At 51.0% G+C, this 15,943-nt stretch carries 22 protein-coding genes; 3 read left to right on the forward strand and 19 right to left on the reverse strand.

From position 1 onward, the window contains the following. Positions 1–79: 79 nt before the first annotated feature. Positions 80–508, reverse strand: a complete 429-nt coding sequence (mntR, locus tag EVJ34_RS05365; protein WP_131484914.1) for a transcriptional regulator MntR — start codon at positions 506–508, stop codon at positions 80–82. A gap of 164 nt (positions 509–672) precedes the next feature. On the opposite strand from mntR, the gene EVJ34_RS05370 reads away from it, so the two are divergent. After that, a complete protein-coding gene (locus EVJ34_RS05370) occupies positions 673–1,053 on the forward strand; it encodes a rhodanese-like domain-containing protein (protein ID WP_131436617.1) in 381 nt (126 codons plus the stop codon). Between the two features lie 93 nt (positions 1,054–1,146). Here the strand turns inward: EVJ34_RS05370 and gcvPB are convergent, their stop codons facing one another. The 13 genes from gcvPB to EVJ34_RS05435 form a co-directional block, all read right to left on the reverse strand. Further along, entirely contained in the window at positions 1,147–2,622 is a 1,476-nt protein-coding gene (gene gcvPB / locus EVJ34_RS05375) for an aminomethyl-transferring glycine dehydrogenase subunit GcvPB (RefSeq protein WP_131484915.1), read from the reverse strand. Then, positions 2,622–3,959 (reverse strand): aminomethyl-transferring glycine dehydrogenase subunit GcvPA, encoded by a 1,338-nt coding sequence (gcvPA, locus tag EVJ34_RS05380; protein ID WP_131485289.1) that lies wholly within the window; start codon positions 3,957–3,959, stop codon positions 2,622–2,624. Before gcvPA ends, gcvPB begins: the two co-directional genes overlap by 1 nt. 25 nt (positions 3,960–3,984) lie before the next feature. After that, entirely contained in the window at positions 3,985–5,058 is a 1,074-nt protein-coding gene (gene gcvT / locus EVJ34_RS05385; RefSeq protein WP_131484916.1) for a glycine cleavage system aminomethyltransferase GcvT, read from the reverse strand. Positions 5,059–5,205: 147 nt separating this feature from the next. Then, positions 5,206–5,544: a hypothetical protein gene (locus EVJ34_RS05390; protein WP_131484917.1), complete on the reverse strand. Its 339-nt coding sequence runs from the start codon at positions 5,542–5,544 to the stop codon at positions 5,206–5,208. Further along, positions 5,541–6,026, reverse strand: coding sequence for a shikimate kinase (locus EVJ34_RS05395; RefSeq protein ID WP_236636650.1), 486 nt, complete (start codon positions 6,024–6,026; stop codon positions 5,541–5,543). The genes EVJ34_RS05390 and EVJ34_RS05395 overlap by 4 nt, the downstream gene beginning before the upstream one ends. Beyond that, positions 6,019–6,300 (reverse strand): hypothetical protein, encoded by a 282-nt coding sequence (locus EVJ34_RS05400; protein ID WP_131436625.1) that lies wholly within the window; start codon positions 6,298–6,300, stop codon positions 6,019–6,021. The genes EVJ34_RS05395 and EVJ34_RS05400 overlap by 8 nt, the downstream gene beginning before the upstream one ends. Next, the gene (locus EVJ34_RS05405) at positions 6,297–6,779 is read right to left on the reverse strand and encodes a prepilin-type N-terminal cleavage/methylation domain-containing protein (RefSeq protein WP_161566926.1); all 483 of its coding nucleotides are present in this window, start codon (positions 6,777–6,779) and stop codon (positions 6,297–6,299) included. Before EVJ34_RS05405 ends, EVJ34_RS05400 begins: the two co-directional genes overlap by 4 nt. Next, positions 6,715–6,951 carry a hypothetical protein gene (locus EVJ34_RS05410; RefSeq protein WP_131485291.1) on the reverse strand — a complete coding sequence of 79 codons (237 nt, stop codon included), beginning with the start codon at positions 6,949–6,951 and terminating at the stop codon, positions 6,715–6,717. The genes EVJ34_RS05405 and EVJ34_RS05410 overlap by 65 nt, the downstream gene beginning before the upstream one ends. Next, on the reverse strand, positions 6,938–7,375 hold the full coding sequence (locus tag EVJ34_RS05415) for a prepilin-type cleavage/methylation domain-containing protein (protein WP_131484918.1): 438 nt from the start codon (positions 7,373–7,375) through the stop codon (positions 6,938–6,940). Before EVJ34_RS05415 ends, EVJ34_RS05410 begins: the two co-directional genes overlap by 14 nt. Continuing rightward, positions 7,372–7,683, reverse strand: a complete 312-nt coding sequence (locus tag EVJ34_RS05420) for a prepilin-type N-terminal cleavage/methylation domain-containing protein (RefSeq protein ID WP_131436631.1) — start codon at positions 7,681–7,683, stop codon at positions 7,372–7,374. The genes EVJ34_RS05415 and EVJ34_RS05420 overlap by 4 nt, the downstream gene beginning before the upstream one ends. 17 nt (positions 7,684–7,700) lie before the next feature. Beyond that, positions 7,701–8,678, reverse strand: coding sequence for a type II secretion system F family protein (locus EVJ34_RS05425; protein ID WP_131484919.1), 978 nt, complete (start codon positions 8,676–8,678; stop codon positions 7,701–7,703). Further along, positions 8,660–9,466: an ATPase, T2SS/T4P/T4SS family gene (locus EVJ34_RS05430; RefSeq protein WP_131436635.1), complete on the reverse strand. Its 807-nt coding sequence runs from the start codon at positions 9,464–9,466 to the stop codon at positions 8,660–8,662. The genes EVJ34_RS05425 and EVJ34_RS05430 overlap by 19 nt, the downstream gene beginning before the upstream one ends. Before the next feature lie 58 nt (positions 9,467–9,524). Next, positions 9,525–9,911, reverse strand: coding sequence for a Spx/MgsR family RNA polymerase-binding regulatory protein (locus tag EVJ34_RS05435; protein WP_131436636.1), 387 nt, complete (start codon positions 9,909–9,911; stop codon positions 9,525–9,527). A 249-nt stretch (positions 9,912–10,160) separates the two neighbouring features. Between EVJ34_RS05435 and EVJ34_RS05440 the strand changes: the two genes are divergently transcribed. Then, positions 10,161–10,424 carry a DUF2626 domain-containing protein gene (locus tag EVJ34_RS05440; protein WP_021067727.1) on the forward strand — a complete coding sequence of 88 codons (264 nt, stop codon included), beginning with the start codon at positions 10,161–10,163 and terminating at the stop codon, positions 10,422–10,424. Between the two features lie 36 nt (positions 10,425–10,460). Here EVJ34_RS05440 and EVJ34_RS05445 read toward each other — a convergent pair whose 3' ends face one another. Beyond that, complete coding sequence (locus EVJ34_RS05445) at positions 10,461–11,081, reverse strand: MBL fold metallo-hydrolase (protein ID WP_131484920.1); 621 nt, start codon at positions 11,079–11,081, stop codon at positions 10,461–10,463. A gap of 157 nt (positions 11,082–11,238) precedes the next feature. Here EVJ34_RS05445 and EVJ34_RS05450 point away from each other — a divergent pair, with 157 nt between their 5' ends. After that, entirely contained in the window at positions 11,239–11,418 is a 180-nt protein-coding gene (locus tag EVJ34_RS05450) for a DUF2759 domain-containing protein (RefSeq protein WP_131436640.1), read from the forward strand. Between the two features lie 85 nt (positions 11,419–11,503). Here the strand turns inward: EVJ34_RS05450 and EVJ34_RS05455 are convergent, their stop codons facing one another. The 4 genes from EVJ34_RS05455 to EVJ34_RS05470 all read right to left on the reverse strand — a co-directional run bounded on the left by EVJ34_RS05455 (position 11,504) and on the right by EVJ34_RS05470 (position 15,931). Beyond that, the gene (locus tag EVJ34_RS05455) at positions 11,504–13,420 is read right to left on the reverse strand and encodes an LTA synthase family protein (RefSeq protein ID WP_131484921.1); all 1,917 of its coding nucleotides are present in this window, start codon (positions 13,418–13,420) and stop codon (positions 11,504–11,506) included. A gap of 241 nt (positions 13,421–13,661) precedes the next feature. Continuing rightward, on the reverse strand, positions 13,662–14,624 hold the full coding sequence (locus EVJ34_RS05460) for an ROK family glucokinase (protein ID WP_131436644.1): 963 nt from the start codon (positions 14,622–14,624) through the stop codon (positions 13,662–13,664). A gap of 93 nt (positions 14,625–14,717) precedes the next feature. Next, positions 14,718–14,912 (reverse strand): YqgQ family protein, encoded by a 195-nt coding sequence (locus EVJ34_RS05465; RefSeq protein ID WP_034778034.1) that lies wholly within the window; start codon positions 14,910–14,912, stop codon positions 14,718–14,720. Continuing rightward, the gene (locus EVJ34_RS05470) at positions 14,909–15,931 is read right to left on the reverse strand and encodes a M42 family metallopeptidase (RefSeq protein ID WP_131436646.1); all 1,023 of its coding nucleotides are present in this window, start codon (positions 15,929–15,931) and stop codon (positions 14,909–14,911) included. Before EVJ34_RS05470 ends, EVJ34_RS05465 begins: the two co-directional genes overlap by 4 nt. Positions 15,932–15,943: the final 12 nt, after the last annotated feature.

Genomic DNA, 15,943 nt, shown 5'->3' on the forward strand with positions numbered 1-15,943 from the left:
AGTGATTGTTCGGTTTTCAGTTACATCCATGTAGAAAAAGACCGCTTCCGATTCAAGTCATCGGAGCGGTCTTTTGGGCTTACTCATTGTCCGTCTGATTCAGTTCTTGGAACGCACGAAACTGAGCCATCAGTTCAGGCTTATCTTCAAAAAATTCGACGAACTGGGTCATGCAGTCGAGCGTATTCGAGCTCAAATGGTGCTCGATCCCTTCGACGTCTTCGTAGACATGGGCCTCGTCGACACCAATCAAGCGCAAAAATGATTCGAGCATCGCATGACGCTCGACGAGTCGTTTCCCGATTTTTTGACCTTTTTTCGTCAACATGAGTCCTCTATATTTCTCATAAATCAAATAGTCTTCCCGGTCGAGCTTTTGCACCATTTTCGTGACAGAGGAGGGATGCACCCCTAAATGTTCAGCGATATCGGACACGCGGGCGTATCCTTTCTCGACCATTAGCAAATAAATTCGTTCTAAGTAATCTTCCATACTCGGTGTCGGCATGGGCGTAGCCTCCCCTTATGTTCCGTTCTGCAACCTCTATTTTAACGTAACCTTCTAGAAACCGAAAGCAGAACGGGTAAATCCATCAGTCAATCATTGTCTCATGACCTTAAATTCTTTATAATGGATGTTGGTGAAACTTAATAGAGAAAGGGAGAACATCAATGGGAATCGAAACCATCCTCGTCATCATCCTATGGGCTGCGCTCATCGCATACATCGTTTGGCGTTTCTTGCCGGCACGCGGTTTGAAGAAAATGAAACAAGAAGAGTTTCGTGCGTCGCTTCGTAAAGGTCAATTGATCGATGTCCGTGAACCGAACGAGTACAAGGGAGGCCACATTGTCGGCGCCCGCAACATCCCGGTCGGACAATTGAAACTCCGCATGAAAGAACTTCGCAAAGATCAACCGATCCTCATGTATTGCCAAGGCAAGTCACGTTCGAACCAGGCGGCCAAGCTGCTTATGAAAAATGGCTATACCGACATCTACATGCTCGACGGTGGCTTCAAGAATTGGAAAGGGAAAGTCAAAAAAGGCTGACCCGGATGCATACGTCCACTCCTCACTCCGAGGAGGGACGTTTTTTAATTTAAGAAAAAAAAAAACCGCTCGCACGGTGCGAGCGGTTTCGATTCAATTGATTGATGAGGGTTGGCGTCGTTCGTATTTGAGCACCGGTTTCCGAGCGGCAAGCGTCTCGTCCAACCGTTTGATGACCGTCGTATGAGGGGCCGTCTGAACGATTTCCGGATTCTCCTCCGCCTCTTTCACGATTTGGAGCATCGCGTCGCAAAACGCATCAAGCGTCTCTTTCGACTCCGTCTCCGTCGGCTCAACCATGATGCACTCCTCGACGTTGAGCGGGAAATAGATCGTCGGTGGGTGGTAGCCGAAATCGAGCAATCGTTTGGCGATGTCGAGCGTACGTACGCCGAGCGCTTTTTGGCGTTTTCCAGACAAGACGAACTCGTGCTTGCAGAACGTATCATACGGGACATCAAACGCGTCCTTCAAACGAGCGAACATATAGTTGGCGTTTAATACCGCTTCACGCGAGACGCGCGTCAACCCTTCCGCGCCCATCGTCTTGATGTAGCTATAGGCCCGGACATTGATGCCGAAGTTCCCGTAGAACGGTTTGATGCGTCCGATTGACTGCGGACGGTCATAGTCGAGCGTGAAACCAGACTCGGTGCGACGTGCGATCGGCGTCGGCAAGTATGGAATCAAGTCGCGTTTCACCCCGACCGGACCAGATCCCGGACCGCCACCGCCGTGCGGGCCTGTGAACGTCTTATGCAGGTTCAAGTGGACGACGTCGAAACCCATATCCCCAGGACGGGCGATACCTAGAATCGCGTTCGAGTTGGCGCCGTCGTAATAGAGTTTACCTCCGGCCTCGTGCACGACTTTGGCAATCTCTAAAATGTCAGCCTCGAACAGGCCGAGCGTGTTCGGATTCGTCAGCATGAGCGCTGCCGTATCGGCGCCGACTTTCGACTTCAAATCATCGAGATAGACAAGGCCACGCGCATCCGACTTCACCGTCACCGTATCGAAACCGGCGACGACGGCCGAGGCCGGATTCGTCCCGTGTGCCGAATCCGGAACGAGCACTTTCGTCCGGTTCATGTCCCCGTTATGATGATGGAACGCCTTGATGAGCATGAGCCCGGTCCATTCCCCATGGGCACCGGCTGCCGGTTGCAGCGTCACTTCATCCATGCCGGTGATCTCAGCAAGTTGTTCTTGCAGGTCGACCATAAGTTCGAGCGCCCCTTGAATCGATTCAACCGGTTGCAACGGGTGGATATGCGCAAATCCAGGCAGACGGGCCATATCCTCATTCACTTTTGGGTTGTATTTCATCGTGCATGACCCGAGCGGATAAAACCCGGAATCGACCCCATGGTTCCGAGTCGATAGCGACGTATAATGACGCACGACATCGAGTTCCGACACTTCCGGCAGTTCCGCCGCTTCTTGACGGATCATTGATGCCGGCAAGAGCGACTCCAAATCGACTTCCGGCACAGTCGGCGTCGGCAAGTTGTAACCTGTTCGTCCTGCACGTGACACTTCGAAAATTAATGTTTGTTCGTGTTGCATCACTTCATCCCCCCAACCACTTCAACAAATTGATCGATTTCTTCTTTCGTCCGAAGCTCCGTCGCACAGAGCAACATTTGCGTTTGGCGCTCTGTTTCATACGAGCCGAGCGGCAAACCGCCGATGATGCCTGCCTCGAGCAGATGACGCGACACGTGCTCCGCATCGACCCCGAAGTCGACGACGAACTCGTTGAACATCGGTCCTTCATCGACAACCGAATAGCCGGCAGTCTTGAGCGCTTCTTTCATATAATGGGCCGTTTGAATGTTGCGTACCGCCATGTCACGAATCCCATATTTCCCGAGGGCGGACATCGTAATCGATGCCGCGAGCGCATTGAGCGCCTGGTTCGAGCAAATGTTCGACGTCGCTTTGTCACGACGGATATGTTGTTCCCGGGCTTGAAGTGTCAGGACGAAGCCGCGCTTGCCGTCCTCATCGACCGTCTGTCCGACGAGACGTCCCGGAAGTTTGCGCATGAGCGCTTTTTTAACGGCAAAGTAACCGCATGATGGGCCGCCGAAGCTTTGCGGAATCCCGAACGGTTGGGCGTCACCGACCGTGATGTCGGCACCGAGTGCGCCTGGCGACTCCAAGACTCCGAGCGCGAGCGGGTTGCTCGACACAACGAACAGGGCACCCGCATCATGGGCCGCTTTCGCAAGGGCCGTCAAATCTTCAACACGTCCATAGAAGTTCGGATATTGGACGACAAGACACGATGCGTCTGTTAAATCCATGCCCAACATGTCGGTCACCCCGTCGCTCACGTCTGTGTATTCGACCGTGAGTCCCGGACCACCAGCATATGTTCGGATGACGTCTTTCGCTTCCGGATGGACTGCGCCCGAGACGATGACACGTTTTTTCTTCGTATGGGCACTTGCCAGATATGTCGCTTCGGCAAGAGCGGTAATGCCGTCGTACATCGACGAGTTCGCAACGTCCATCCCTGTCAGCTCACAAATCATCGTTTGGAATTCAAACATCGCTTGAAGCTCGCCTTGCGAGATTTCCGGTTGATACGGCGTATAGGCTGTATAAAACTCGGAACGGAGAAGCATGTGGTTCATGACGCTCGGTGACAGGTGATCATACATGCCCGCTCCGAGGAAACTCGGGTTCGATTTCGTATGCATGTTCATCTCGGCAAGTTTCGTCATGTGACGGACGAGATCGACTTCTGGAAGTGGGGCCCCGATTGCAGCCAAAGAGGCAGTCTCACGGAGCGATGCCGGAATATCCTCGAGTAAGTTCTCGATCGACTCGACACCGATCGTCTGCAACATGTCACGCTCGTCTTGCTCAGTCATCGGTAAATAGCGAAATTCCATTCTGTTCATTCTGAATCCCCCTGTATCATTTACGTTTATAGAACGGTGTTGGCACACGTTCGGCTTCTATTTTTTTACCCCGAACCTCAACGATAAAGTGTGATGCGTCCGCGAAACGTCGATCAACGCGGGCCCAAGCGATCGATTCATTCACGGTCGGTGGCATCGTACCGGTCGTGACGACGCCAATCGTCTCTCCGTCGACTTCAACCGTCGCGCCTTGACGAGCGATTCCACGGCCTAGCAGACGCAGGCCGATCAAGCGGCGTGGGATGTCTTCTTTCTGATTCACGAGTGCATCTTTGCCAATGAAATCGGTGTCGAGTTTGACGGCAAAGTTCAAGTTCGCCTCGAACGGGGTGACCGTCTCATCGAGCTCGTGACCGTAAAGCGGGAGACACGCCTCAAAACGAAGCGTGTCGCGGGCGCCGAGCCCACACGGCGTCACACCTTCTCGCTCTAACGCCGACCAGATCGCAGCCACGTCTTCGGCTCGGGCGTAGAGTTCAAATCCGTCCTCACCCGTATAGCCACTGCGTGAGACGATCGTCGACACGCCGGCGACGTCACCAGTCATGAAACGGAAAAATTTGATGTCAGATAGCGGCAAGTCCGTCAATCGGCCGAGCACTTGCTCCGCCATAGGTCCTTGAACCGCGATTTGACCATAAGCGTCAGACTCATCACTCACTGTGACGTCACCAACCACATATTGGCGGACGTGCGCAACGTCTTTTTCAATGTTTGAGGCGTTGACGACGAGCCAAAACGCATCTTCATCGAGTCGATAGACGAGCAGGTCATCGACGACACCACCGTCCGGCAAGCAGAACAAGTTGTACTGCGCCTGGCCAATCTGTAATTTCGATACATCATTGGTGACGAGACGTTGCACGTTCTCGAGCGCATCTGGTCCTTCGATGCGAATCTCCCCCATATGCGATACATCGAACATACCGACCTCGTTCCGCACCGCTTGATGCTCTTCTTTAATCGACGAGAACATGATTGGCATCTCGAACCCCGCAAAATCCACCATCTTCGCCTTTACGGAAATCAAATCATACAAAGGCGTACGTTTTAACGATACTTTCTCCATATTATCCCCCAATCCCGAACGTAAATAATGTATTACGCGAAATATTTCGTTTTCTATTCCACTTTATCAATTTTCCATGGCTATGCCTAGCTAAATTGGGCAAAAATAAAGAGGATTGAAAACGAAAACGTTTTCATCCTCATTATTTCATATTTTGCTCTCAGTGGAAACGTCTGGGCTTTCGATTCCCGCCGTCCGTTTGATTTCTTTCGTCAGTCCGACGGTCGCCTGTTTCAGTTCCATCGTCTCGTCTTTTACTTTAACGGAATACGCCTTCATCTGCTTCACCGATGCGTTGACCGTATCAACGTGTTGCTTGATCTCATTGACGAGACCTTGGATGACGTTCGCACGAATCTGGAAGCGCTCCGTCAAACGAGTGAGACGCCGCAAATCTGTTTTCATTTTGTTACGGTACAATAAAAAACCATACAAGCCGAGCCCGACTAGCGCGAGCACGATGATGCCGAGATTGATCCAAATCATGTATTTCCCTCCTTCAATCGATATAACGTATGCGCAATCGCTTCAGTACTAAGCGAGGCGTCGAGCACGTAATCGGCACGCGCATAAAGCGGCCGACGTCGTTCATATAACGCTTCAACGGCCACTTTTCCGTGCCGGACGAGAGGCCGGTCCGAGTCCTTGATTCGGTCCCAACACATCTCGTACGGTAAATCGAGCGCGATGACGACGCCGTGTTCTCGCATCCAATCGAGATTTTCGTCCCGTTCGACGATGCCGCCGCCGGTTACGACATACGCGGCGTCCGCTTGTTGCAAAAGCTTACGTTCTTGCAGGCGAAACGCCTCTTCCCCGTGACGCTCAAAATACGTCGGGATGTCCATCTGTGCCTGCGTTTCGAACAGTTCGTCCAAATCGACGACGTGATTCGATTTTTCAAGATATCGTTTCAAGCTTGATTTACCTGTACCCATAAACCCGATGATATAAAACGGTTTAGTCATCGAAATAAATCACCTCTTTGTGTCGTTCTCCGGTCTCAAGGCGAATATCGACCGCGACCACCCCACTGCCGAGCGGTCGACAGTTAATCGTCCCGGTCGGTTTCGTCACCGTGACGGCGGTCTGTCCGCAGGACCGTTTAGCGACCATGACGTGCGATTCGAAGCGGATCGCCAAAATATCGAGTCCGAGCCGTTCGGTACTCCGTTCCATATCAGTATACCAAAACATCGCCCCACCGAGTAACCACGTCAAAACGATTAGCGTCGACATCACAAAGTATCCGCCCGCATGCACATCACGCTCTTCTCGCGAGGACCTGTCGCGTCGGTCCATTGGATGCGGAACCCCTCTCCTATCGGTTCGACCCGATACGTCTCGATTCCTCTCAAAAATAGTAAATTCCCTCCTTCGTCTCCGACCATGACCAAGTTTTGATTGATCTGCTTGAGCGTCCAGGACCACGTCGTGTCGTCCGGTCGTACATACGTGCCAGCGAGACGTCCCGACACGACGTCGCAATCCCGGCTATCGAAAAGCCTTCGGACAATCAGTTGAGGTGTCGTCGCCACCGCTTCACGCGGTTGCTCGTAAAACGCTTGTCCGAGCGCCAAAAAATGAACCGTCAACCCGACGAATAATGGAATCAAAAGCAACGTGAAGCTCACCTCAAGTAACGTGAATCCCCGCTCAAAGCGTCGGGAGACACAGGTCTTTGTCACATATTTCTTGGCGCCCGCTCGGTTCGATTGCATCGCGCAACACCTCCCCTTGTAACCGTTCGTAGCGCCGAACGGTCGTTTCAAGACGGTCGACCCGTTCCGTCGCGGCCTCGACAAATGGTGCAACGACACCGACCCACGCCAAGAGGAGCGCCAGACTGAGACAGATTTCCCAAAACGTGACACCTTGCTCATTGTCCGTCAACGCGAAGCACCTCCGGTTCATACGTCCCCATTCTAAACTTCAACGTCACCATCGTCGCTCCCGTATAAAACTTCCACTGCCCTGCATACGTCGCCGCTGTACGTGAGAAGACGATTTCACTCGTAGCCGGGAGACTCATCTCGACACCATCCGGCACGACGCGCGATGCGATCGGCGTCATCCCACAAGAGATTTGATAGCGCCGCTCTTTTATATACCATCGTAGACGCGGCACACACGATTCATCGGCGGCGACGTATGGATATTGACCAACCTCGTTAATATCGTTCACAAGCGCATCGGTAAAATCAAACAAGGCCAATCGATCCATCGAGCGGACAATCGGGGTCGTCATCAAAAGCAGGAGCGACAAGATGACGAGGACAGATGCTATCTCGACGCACGTATATCCGTCTCGCCTCATTGTTTCGTCAACGTACCTGTCGTCGGGGCGTACGTGTAGACGATTGATTGGCAGCTATACTCGAGCGGACTCTCCGTCGAGGCACGTTCAAGCACCGCTAACGTCTCCGGATAAGCCTTGTGTTCTGCGTAGTACAAGTTAATCTCTGACTCGACGATGCGGACGCTCCCTTCACAACTGACACTGTCCGCCCGGGATTTCCCGTCTGACATCGAGGGGACGAGCAGCAACAGTAACACCGAGATGATGAGTAAGACGGCAGCCATTTCGACGAGCGTGAACCCTTGTTCTGATTTGAATCGTGTCATGTTGTTGTTCCTCCTTGTTATAGTTGGGCCATGATCAGTTTGACCGGCAAATAAATCGTGTAGAACATCATCGTCACCATCACCGTCAAAAATCCGTATAATACCGGCTCGGCCTTGGTAATCAATTGTTTCCAATACAACTCCATCTCTTCAAATACAAGGTCACGATGCATCGTCATAATCGATCCGAGCTCACCGCTCACCGTACCGACGCCGAACAAACTGACGACCTCATGCTCGAGCAAGCGTTCCTGCCGGGCCGCCTCTTCGAGTTCAAGACCGTCCGACATGCGCTCATGGATTCGTCTCGCAATGGCAGCGACTTCCCCTTCACCCCGAGACAAACGTTCGATGACATGGCGGACCGAACCTTGTCCTTCGCTTAAGAGCGATAGCTCACTGACGAACAAATACGTGATGTACAACCGTCTACCGCGTTCGACGATACGTAACGGTACGAGCCGACCTCGTCTCCCGTTCCAGTAGAGGCCCACCCCGGTCATGAGCAAGCAAACGAATAGTCCCGGGAAAAACCAACGGGACAACAGAATCGCGTTGACCCCATCGAGCGTCTCGACGTCCACCATCGACAACAGTTTCGGGAAAATATAAAGTGCATAGATTGCCCCAAGCCCAAGCAACATCGTTAAAATCACGAGCGGATACCGAGCCAACTGCTTGAGCTCTTGCTGCAAATTTCGGCGCATCGTCGATAAGACGAGCACTTGCTCGAGTCCTTCTAAAAAGTGATGCCCCCGCTCCGCTGTGACTAGCATTTCGCGCATTCTCGGGTCAATGACGAGTTGTGAGAACACTTCGGCAAGCGGACGACCTTGCTCGAGTCGAAGCCGCATGTCGCGAATCACTTGTTTCGCTCTCCCCCGTTCATGGAGTTCGAGTGTTTCGAACGTCTTTTTCAAACCGACGCCGCGTTCCTGTAGCCTCAGAAAGCGGCGAATCGTAAACAAGTCTTTACTCACCTGGTCTCGGACCATGAGCAACTCACCTCCTCTTCCCGGTGCAGAATGCACCAATGACGGGCGACCTCCATCTTTCCAACGAGCTGTTCGAGCCGATGTTCGCCGTCCTCGACACTCGCCGTATGAAACGTCGCAATCGTCAAATGCCCACTGAGCGCCGCGTCGTGAGCCACCCGCAACTCCTCACTCGTCCGGATTTCACCGATGACGATGACATCGGGGTCGGCACGAAGCGTTTCTTTCAATAGGTTGCCGTGGTCAAGTCCCGCTTTCGGGTTGACCTCAAGCTGAATCACTCCCGGCACTTGCTTTTCCGGCGGATTCTCGATTGTCACAATCCGACGTCCGGTCAAACATTGCAAAAAAGCATAGAGCACCGTCGTCTTCCCCGCACCCGTCGCACCGCCAATCAACAACAGCCCTTGCCGGAGCGAAGCCAGTCCCAACAAGCGGTTCACATCCTTGTCGTCTAACAATTCCGATAACTGAAACGAGGCGTTCGGGAGTCGCCACGACATGAGCGTATGGTCGAACGAAGGTAAAAACGTGACCCGAATCGCGTCCTCTGTCCCGACGTACATGCCAGACTGGGGCACGCGATGATCCGTCTCCGTTAACGAGCACCAATATTTCATATGTAATGTCAAGCGTTCATAGTCAACCCGTGTCATCGACTCTAGCCGATGCAAGAACGTCCCGTGACGAACTTGAACCATCACTTCGTCTCCGTACGGCATAAAATGTACATCGCTCGCATTGAAATTCCGCGCCGCTCCCACGACACGCTCGATCACTCGTTTCATCTCCACCACCTCAATAAGAGCATAAAAAAAAGCCCACTCATTGGAAAGTGGACTTGTGTCAGGATACGTTTGCAGTTGTTGATTCGAAACGGCGGGCATACGCTTCGATTGTGGCTTTATCATAGCCGACAATGACTTCGTTGCCATCAGTTAAGATTGGGCGTTTCAATAGTTTCGGATTATCGCTCATCAGTTTGAGCAATTCACTTAATTTCAAGTCTTCGACGTCGATGTCCAACTGTTTGAACGCCTGACTTCTCGTCGCGAGCAGCGAGTCGACACCGTTCTCACTGAGTGCCAAGAGCGTCATCAATTCGTCTACCGTCGGGGCATTCCGGAAAATATGGCGCTCGTTCACCTCGAGGTGTTGCTCTTGTAAAAACGCTTTCGTCTTACGGCATGAGGTACAGCTCGGGTACGTATAGAACATCAATTCATTTGCCATTTCAATACCTCCTTTAGAGTTGAGAAACAAGTCGTTCGTAGTGTGTAAGTTGATTATACAACCTTATACCCGTTTTGTACATAGTTTGTACAAGTTTTTTTATTTTTTTGTACAACTTTGTTCAACGTGATTATTTCACATATTTTTCACGATTATTTTGCTCAATTCACACGTTTTCATAGCATTTTTCTGAATGTGTTGGTAAAATAGTGAATGAGAATGGAATAATGCACGTATGGGGGGATTAACATGGCGAGAATGTTCCGTGTCCTAGGCTTTTGGACTGGGTTGATCGCGGCGCTTGCTTTCGTGGGCGCACTCGGTGGAGATCAAAGCAGTAGCGAACATAGTGGTGACTTCGTCGTAATGGGTCTGGTCTTTTTAGCTCAAACTATTTTCTTCGTCGCACTAGGCTACTTGAAGCTCACTGAAAAAACGTATGTATACGTATTCGGCGCATATTTGACTGTCTTCTTCGTCGTCTTCACGTATTGGAGTAACTTCCAAATGTAAAAAAGATTGTCTCCTCGCGGGACAATCTTTTTTTATTCATCGCTCGAAAAAGGGATTCGTTCGAATCTCGGCCTCGAGCGTCGTCTTCGGACCATGTCCAGAATAGAGGACGGTCTCGCCCGGTAACAGCTGACGCATCCGATCGATCGACCCGAGTAACGTGGCTTGGTCGCCACCGAACAAGTCGGTACGGCCGACCGACTGTTTGAAAATCAAGTCCCCGCAGAAGGCGACACGTTCGGCTGGGAAGTAGAGCGTGACGCTCCCAGGCGAATGGCCTGGCGTGTGGTGTAACTCGATTGTGAACGCGCCGATTTCAAGCGTTTTCCCTTGATAAACCCGTTCAGCCGGGCGCATCGATGAACTCGGGAGGTGAAATTTTGCCGCCCCGTTCTTCTCGTCGTCCATCAACCACGTCCGTTCCGCTTCATGGACGAATACCGGCACGGGATAACGATCACGCAGGGCATCAATGCCACCGATGTGGTCAAAGTGGGCGTGTGTCAATAAAATGGCGTTCAAGCTACCGAAGCGTTCGACCGCTTCAAAGAATTTTGGATCGTCCGTACCCGGGTCGATGATGAGCACCGTTCCGTCTTTCTCGAGCACGTATCCATTTTCCTGGGCCAAGCCCGATGTGATTCTTACTATATTCATTTAGAACACCTCCACACTCATTCTAATCGATATTGTGGCAAAATTGTAGCGGAGGCTTTCTTTGCTCGACAGCGTCTACATTATCGGATAAAATAATAATGATATTTCAGTGAAATTTTTATGAATTTCATGACGTATAATAAAGGGGGAACTCGTCATGCATTTGTATGAACCATTTGGATGGATCTCGCTCATCGTTGCACTCGTTGCAATCTGGGGAATGGCCCGTTCGTTTAAGAAGCGCCAATTCTTTCCACTTGCTTTCGCCGCGATTACTGTACTCGTATTTGGATTCTTCGGCGTCGCGACATTGATTTACGGTGGAATCCCAAGCTAATGACATGTAGCGTGAAGACGACCTCGGTCGTCTTTTTTTGTATAACAAACAGCGCCGTCCCGGCTAATCGGGACGGCGCTGCCGCTTACTCTTCGGTCTGCTCTTTAAAGCGGAGCAAATCCGAATAGATTAAATCATCATTCAGTTGGAGAATCTTTTCTGCTTCTTGACTATCCGGCCCACAGAGCGAGGCGTCCTCGACGGCTTCTCCACTTGATGCGTCATAGCATGTCGATTGTGTCCAGACGTACTCCTCAGTGATAACGGTACCGTCACGGAAGATGGCGCGGCTCGTCCGGTCTTCCGATAACAAGTCGCTTCCGAAGCCGATTGTATCCGACGTATCGATCCCGAGCAAATGAAGGATCGTCGGTTTCATATCGACATGACTTCCAATCGTCTCATGGACTTTGCCCGATGTTTGACCTGGTAAGTGAACCGCAAACGGTACTTGCTGTAGCTTAGCCACATCAAACGGCGTCAACTCGTCTTTTCCAAGCAGGTCGGCCATCGCATCGTTATGGTTCGTTGAGATGCCGTAATGGTCACCATAGACGACGAAAATCGTGTCATCCCACATCCCGTTCGCCTTCAACTCGTCGATGAACAAGCCGAGGGCATAATCTTGGTACGCGAGCGCCTGCGGGAAATTGTTGAGCGTCGTCGAACTCGTCTCAAATTTCGGGACGAGCTCATAGTCTTCGCTCGGCATCGTGTACGGGAAGTGGTTCGTCAGTGTGATGAACTTCGCATAGAACGGTTCCGGCAACTCTTCGAGCATCGGAATCGACTGTTCGAAGAAGCTATCATCGAGAAGTCCCCATTCCGTCATGTCCTCAGGATTACCGAGGTCATAACTCTTCTCATCGAAGAACTGATCGACACCGATATTCTTATACATCAAGTCCCGGTTCCAGAACGATTTGTTGTTGGCGTGGAACACGGCCGAGTAATAGTTATCTTCCTTAATCAGTTCAGGTAGCGCCTGGTACTCGTTGTCGGCGTTCGTGAAGTAGACGGCGCCGCGCGGAAGACCGTAAAGCGAGTTATCAAGGGCGAACTCGGCGTCCGACGTCTTCCCTTGTCCGACCGTATGGTAATAGTTCGGCCAGTAGTGAGATTCTTCAATCAGTTTGTTCAAGTTCGGTGTGATGTACTCACCGTTCGAGGCTTTCATATTGTGTGTAAAGTTCTGGGCCGACTCGAAGGAGACGACAATCACATTTTTACCTTTATATTTCCCAAAGTAATCCGGGTTCGGTGCTGCGTAGTGTTGGCGGGTATACTGTTCAATCTTTGCGAGTTCCGACTCATCAGCCATCGCTTTTTGAGCCGATGTCTTCGTTTGAAGCATCGCATCATAGACGTGGAAGTTGAACGTTCCGATATTTTTGACCAGCAGCTCCCGGTCGAATGAACGTGTCAACAGTTCAGGACGTTCGGTTTCAGCAAGCGACAAATTGAACAAGAACACGACGACCGCCGTCGCGAACGTCACGAGCGCTCTCCGGTGAGAGGCAACCGTCGCAGTCGCGTTGATGCGCCAGAGGATGAATGGTAAAACGAACACGTCCCCAAGGATGATCAAATCTTTCCATTCCAACAACGACGTGAACGACGTTGATAACGTCTCCATGTTCGACGGTTGCAAGATGACAGGCATCGTCAAGTAGTCGGTGAATTCGCGATAATAGACAGCATCTGCGAACAAGATAAACGATGCCGCAGCATACAGCATGTACAGTACCCATTTCTGCTTATTTCCTTTAAAGAAGAAACTGAAAGCGAATAGGAATAAAGTGGAGCTGATCGGGCTGATCAACAAAATAAATGCTTGTGCGGTGTTATCAATCGGAATATTAAAGAAAAATTGGTAAACTACGTACGTCTTCGTCCAAAGTAATAGCGTAAAAATCCAAAATAACCGATATTCTTGAAACGAAGCACGGACCGTGTCATTCAGTCGCATAGTAAGCTTCGAAAACCCCTGAGATGACTTCATCGGACGGCCTCCTCCTCTGTTCAACGGGTGACGAGTTCAACGGACTCGGTGTCCCTATTTTTTTATAAGTCCAAATGGCTTGTTATCCATTTCACGTACGATAACAGTCCAGTATCAAGTCCAAATCTTACCCCTTTTTTAACAAAAAATCAACTGTACCATTACAAATTTTACATTATCCCATACCCGTTCCATATGAAAAACACGCCTGCGTCAAAACGCAGGCGTGCCAGGATAATCCTTATACACGGGTCGGCAAGAAATGCTTACGGGCTAGCCACGCACACCCGATGACACCGGCATCGTTCTCGAGCTCCGCAATTTTGAAAGTGGTCGAGGTGTAGACGCGTTCGAGGGCGAACCGCTTGAACTGCTCATCGAGCGGCTCGAGCAGCGCTTCGCGTGCTTTCGAAACACCACCACCGATGACGATCATTTTCGGGTTCAACGTGTTAGCAATATTTGAGATTGTCAAGCCGAGATATTCGGTCATCTCCTTGACGACTTCAGTCGCGACGGGATCGTTCGACTTGAAGGCTTCAAATACGTCGCGTGCCGTCACTTCTTTCAACTCGTTCAACGATGTCGTCCGATTTTTACGCTTTTGGAGCGCCAATCGAGCGATGCCTGTCGCCGAGGCGATCGTCTCGATACAACCTTTACGTCCGCAACCGCACATGACGGCTTTCGACTCGTCTCGTTCCACAGTGATATGACCAATCTCTCCAGCCATTCCTGACGCACCATGGACGATATTGCCATTCGTGATGACACCTCCACCGACACCTGTGCCGAGCGTGATGGCGAGCAACTCGGATGCACCTTCACCAGCGCCCTTCCACATCTCACCGAGTGCGGCAGCGTTCGCATCGTTCTCTAAGACGGCCGGCAACCCGACCGCTTTCTCGAACTCACTGACGAGCGAGAAGTTTTTCCAACCGATGTTCGGCGAATATTCGACGACTCCTTCTGAGAAGTTGATGAATCCTGGCGCCCCGATTCCTGCCCCCGCAAAGTCATCTTTCGCTTTACCCGATTTTTCTAGATAAGCTTCGAATGAAGCAGCGATATCAGTTGGAATATGTACCCCGTTATCACGTATGTCCGTCGTAATCTCCCACTTGTCGGAAATGATCCCGTTCATATCGAGAACGGCCATTTTCACTGTCGTTCCACCAATGTCGATGCCTAATAACCACTTCATATGTTCCACTCCTCATCTCGATTAAATCGCTTTCATCCCATAGTTTACACTATTAAACCCCTAGTGCAAACCTTTGCACTAGGGGTTTTTCTGTCAATCTATTGAATTTTTCAGTTCATGCGTCAAAATGATTTTGGCTGTATCATACTCCCGTTGTTCAATCATCCCGCCGGCATGCAATTCGTCGAGTTCCATCATCATGAGCCCAATTTCAGCGTCGCGTTCGCCGATATAAATAATCGTTCCGAATGATTTCAAGAATTGTTGAACATCATAAAAATTTCTCATCGTCCGTCCTCCATCGTCGTGAGCACATAACGATAGAGCAGCTCCCGTGTCGCCTCGAGCGATTTTATATGCGTACGCTCATAGCTATGGCTCGACTCAATACCTGGTCCAACGAGTGCGTGGCGTACATCGAAGCCGGCACTGATTGCTGCCGAGGCGTCGGATCCATAATATGGATAAATATCAACTTTATAAGCGATTTCGTGTTCACGACAGAGCGTGATAAACTGGCGACGTAACCCAAGATCATAAGGACCAGACGAATCTTTTGCACAGATTGAAACCGTATATTCGTCCGAGTGCTGTCCGTCACCAAGCGCCCCCATATCGACTGCGATATATTCAATCACAGCCTCCGGAATTCCGGCGTTCCCTCCAAAACCGACTTCTTCATAGTTCGAGATTAAGAAATGAACGGGATGTGGTAGTTCCGCCTCGACAAGGTCTTTCGCCAAATCGAGCAAGATGGCGACCGATGCTTTGTCGTCGAGATGACGTGATTTGATATAGCCCGTGTCCGTTTGACGGAAGCGTGGATCGAAAGAGACAAAGTCACCGACCTCGATGCCAAGGGCACGCACTTCTTCAGCCGAGTGCACATCAGCATCCAATCGAACCTCGATATTCGATGCCGTTCGTTCGGCGCTATTCGTGTCCTTATACACATGGACGCTTGATTGATGAATCAGAATCGTTCCTTCAATCGGCTCGACCGCCTCTGCATGAACTAAGCAGTTTTCCCCTTCGATCGCGGTCCAGGCGTAGCCCCCAACTTGTGTCAAACGTAATCGACCACTCGGCAAAATCTCTTTCACCATCGCCCCGAGCGTGTCGACATGAGCCGTCAATAGACGCGCCTGATCAGACTTCCCGTCAAACGTCGCAAGGAGCGCCCCTTTATTCAAGCGTTTTGTAGCGACGCCAAGATTCGTGAGTTCTTGCTTCACGAAGCCGATCGCCTCATCCGTCATGCCGGATGGACTTGGAATTTCAACCAGTTGCTGCAACGTTTTAATCATATCCTTACTCCT

It is taken from the genome of Exiguobacterium sp. SL-9, from assembly GCF_004336985.1.
Taxonomy (GTDB): domain Bacteria; phylum Bacillota; class Bacilli; order Exiguobacteriales; family Exiguobacteriaceae; genus Exiguobacterium.

Bases quoted from the DNA above. Each gene is read 5' to 3' on its own strand.
- mntR (WP_131484914.1), bottom strand. From the start codon at position 508: ATGCCGACACCGAGTATGGAAGATTACTTAGAACGAATTTATTTGCTA.
- EVJ34_RS05370 (WP_131436617.1), top strand. From the start codon at position 673: ATGGGAATCGAAACCATCCTCGTCATCATCCTATGGGCTGCGCTCATC.
- gcvPB (WP_131484915.1), bottom strand. From the start codon at position 2,622: ATGCAACACGAACAAACATTAATTTTCGAAGTGTCACGTGCAGGACGA.
- gcvPA (WP_131485289.1), bottom strand. From the start codon at position 3,959: ATGGAATTTCGCTATTTACCGATGACTGAGCAAGACGAGCGTGACATG.
- gcvT (WP_131484916.1), bottom strand. From the start codon at position 5,058: ATGGAGAAAGTATCGTTAAAACGTACGCCTTTGTATGATTTGATTTCC.
- EVJ34_RS05390 (WP_131484917.1), bottom strand. From the start codon at position 5,544: ATGATTTGGATCAATCTCGGCATCATCGTGCTCGCGCTAGTCGGGCTC.
- EVJ34_RS05395 (WP_236636650.1), bottom strand. From the start codon at position 6,026: ATGACTAAACCGTTTTATATCATCGGGTTTATGGGTACAGGTAAATCA.
- EVJ34_RS05405 (WP_161566926.1), bottom strand. From the start codon at position 6,779: ATGCAATCGAACCGAGCGGGCGCCAAGAAATATGTGACAAAGACCTGT.
- EVJ34_RS05415 (WP_131484918.1), bottom strand. From the start codon at position 7,375: ATGAGGCGAGACGGATATACGTGCGTCGAGATAGCATCTGTCCTCGTC.
- EVJ34_RS05420 (WP_131436631.1), bottom strand. From the start codon at position 7,683: ATGACACGATTCAAATCAGAACAAGGGTTCACGCTCGTCGAAATGGCT.
- EVJ34_RS05425 (WP_131484919.1), bottom strand. From the start codon at position 8,678: ATGGTCCGAGACCAGGTGAGTAAAGACTTGTTTACGATTCGCCGCTTT.
- EVJ34_RS05430 (WP_131436635.1), bottom strand. From the start codon at position 9,466: ATGAAACGAGTGATCGAGCGTGTCGTGGGAGCGGCGCGGAATTTCAAT.
- EVJ34_RS05435 (WP_131436636.1), bottom strand. From the start codon at position 9,911: ATGGCAAATGAATTGATGTTCTATACGTACCCGAGCTGTACCTCATGC.
- EVJ34_RS05440 (WP_021067727.1), top strand. From the start codon at position 10,161: ATGGCGAGAATGTTCCGTGTCCTAGGCTTTTGGACTGGGTTGATCGCG.
- EVJ34_RS05445 (WP_131484920.1), bottom strand. From the start codon at position 11,081: ATGAATATAGTAAGAATCACATCGGGCTTGGCCCAGGAAAATGGATAC.
- EVJ34_RS05450 (WP_131436640.1), top strand. From the start codon at position 11,239: ATGCATTTGTATGAACCATTTGGATGGATCTCGCTCATCGTTGCACTC.
- EVJ34_RS05455 (WP_131484921.1), bottom strand. From the start codon at position 13,420: ATGAAGTCATCTCAGGGGTTTTCGAAGCTTACTATGCGACTGAATGAC.
- EVJ34_RS05460 (WP_131436644.1), bottom strand. From the start codon at position 14,624: ATGAAGTGGTTATTAGGCATCGACATTGGTGGAACGACAGTGAAAATG.
- EVJ34_RS05465 (WP_034778034.1), bottom strand. From the start codon at position 14,912: ATGAGAAATTTTTATGATGTTCAACAATTCTTGAAATCATTCGGAACG.
- EVJ34_RS05470 (WP_131436646.1), bottom strand. From the start codon at position 15,931: ATGATTAAAACGTTGCAGCAACTGGTTGAAATTCCAAGTCCATCCGGC.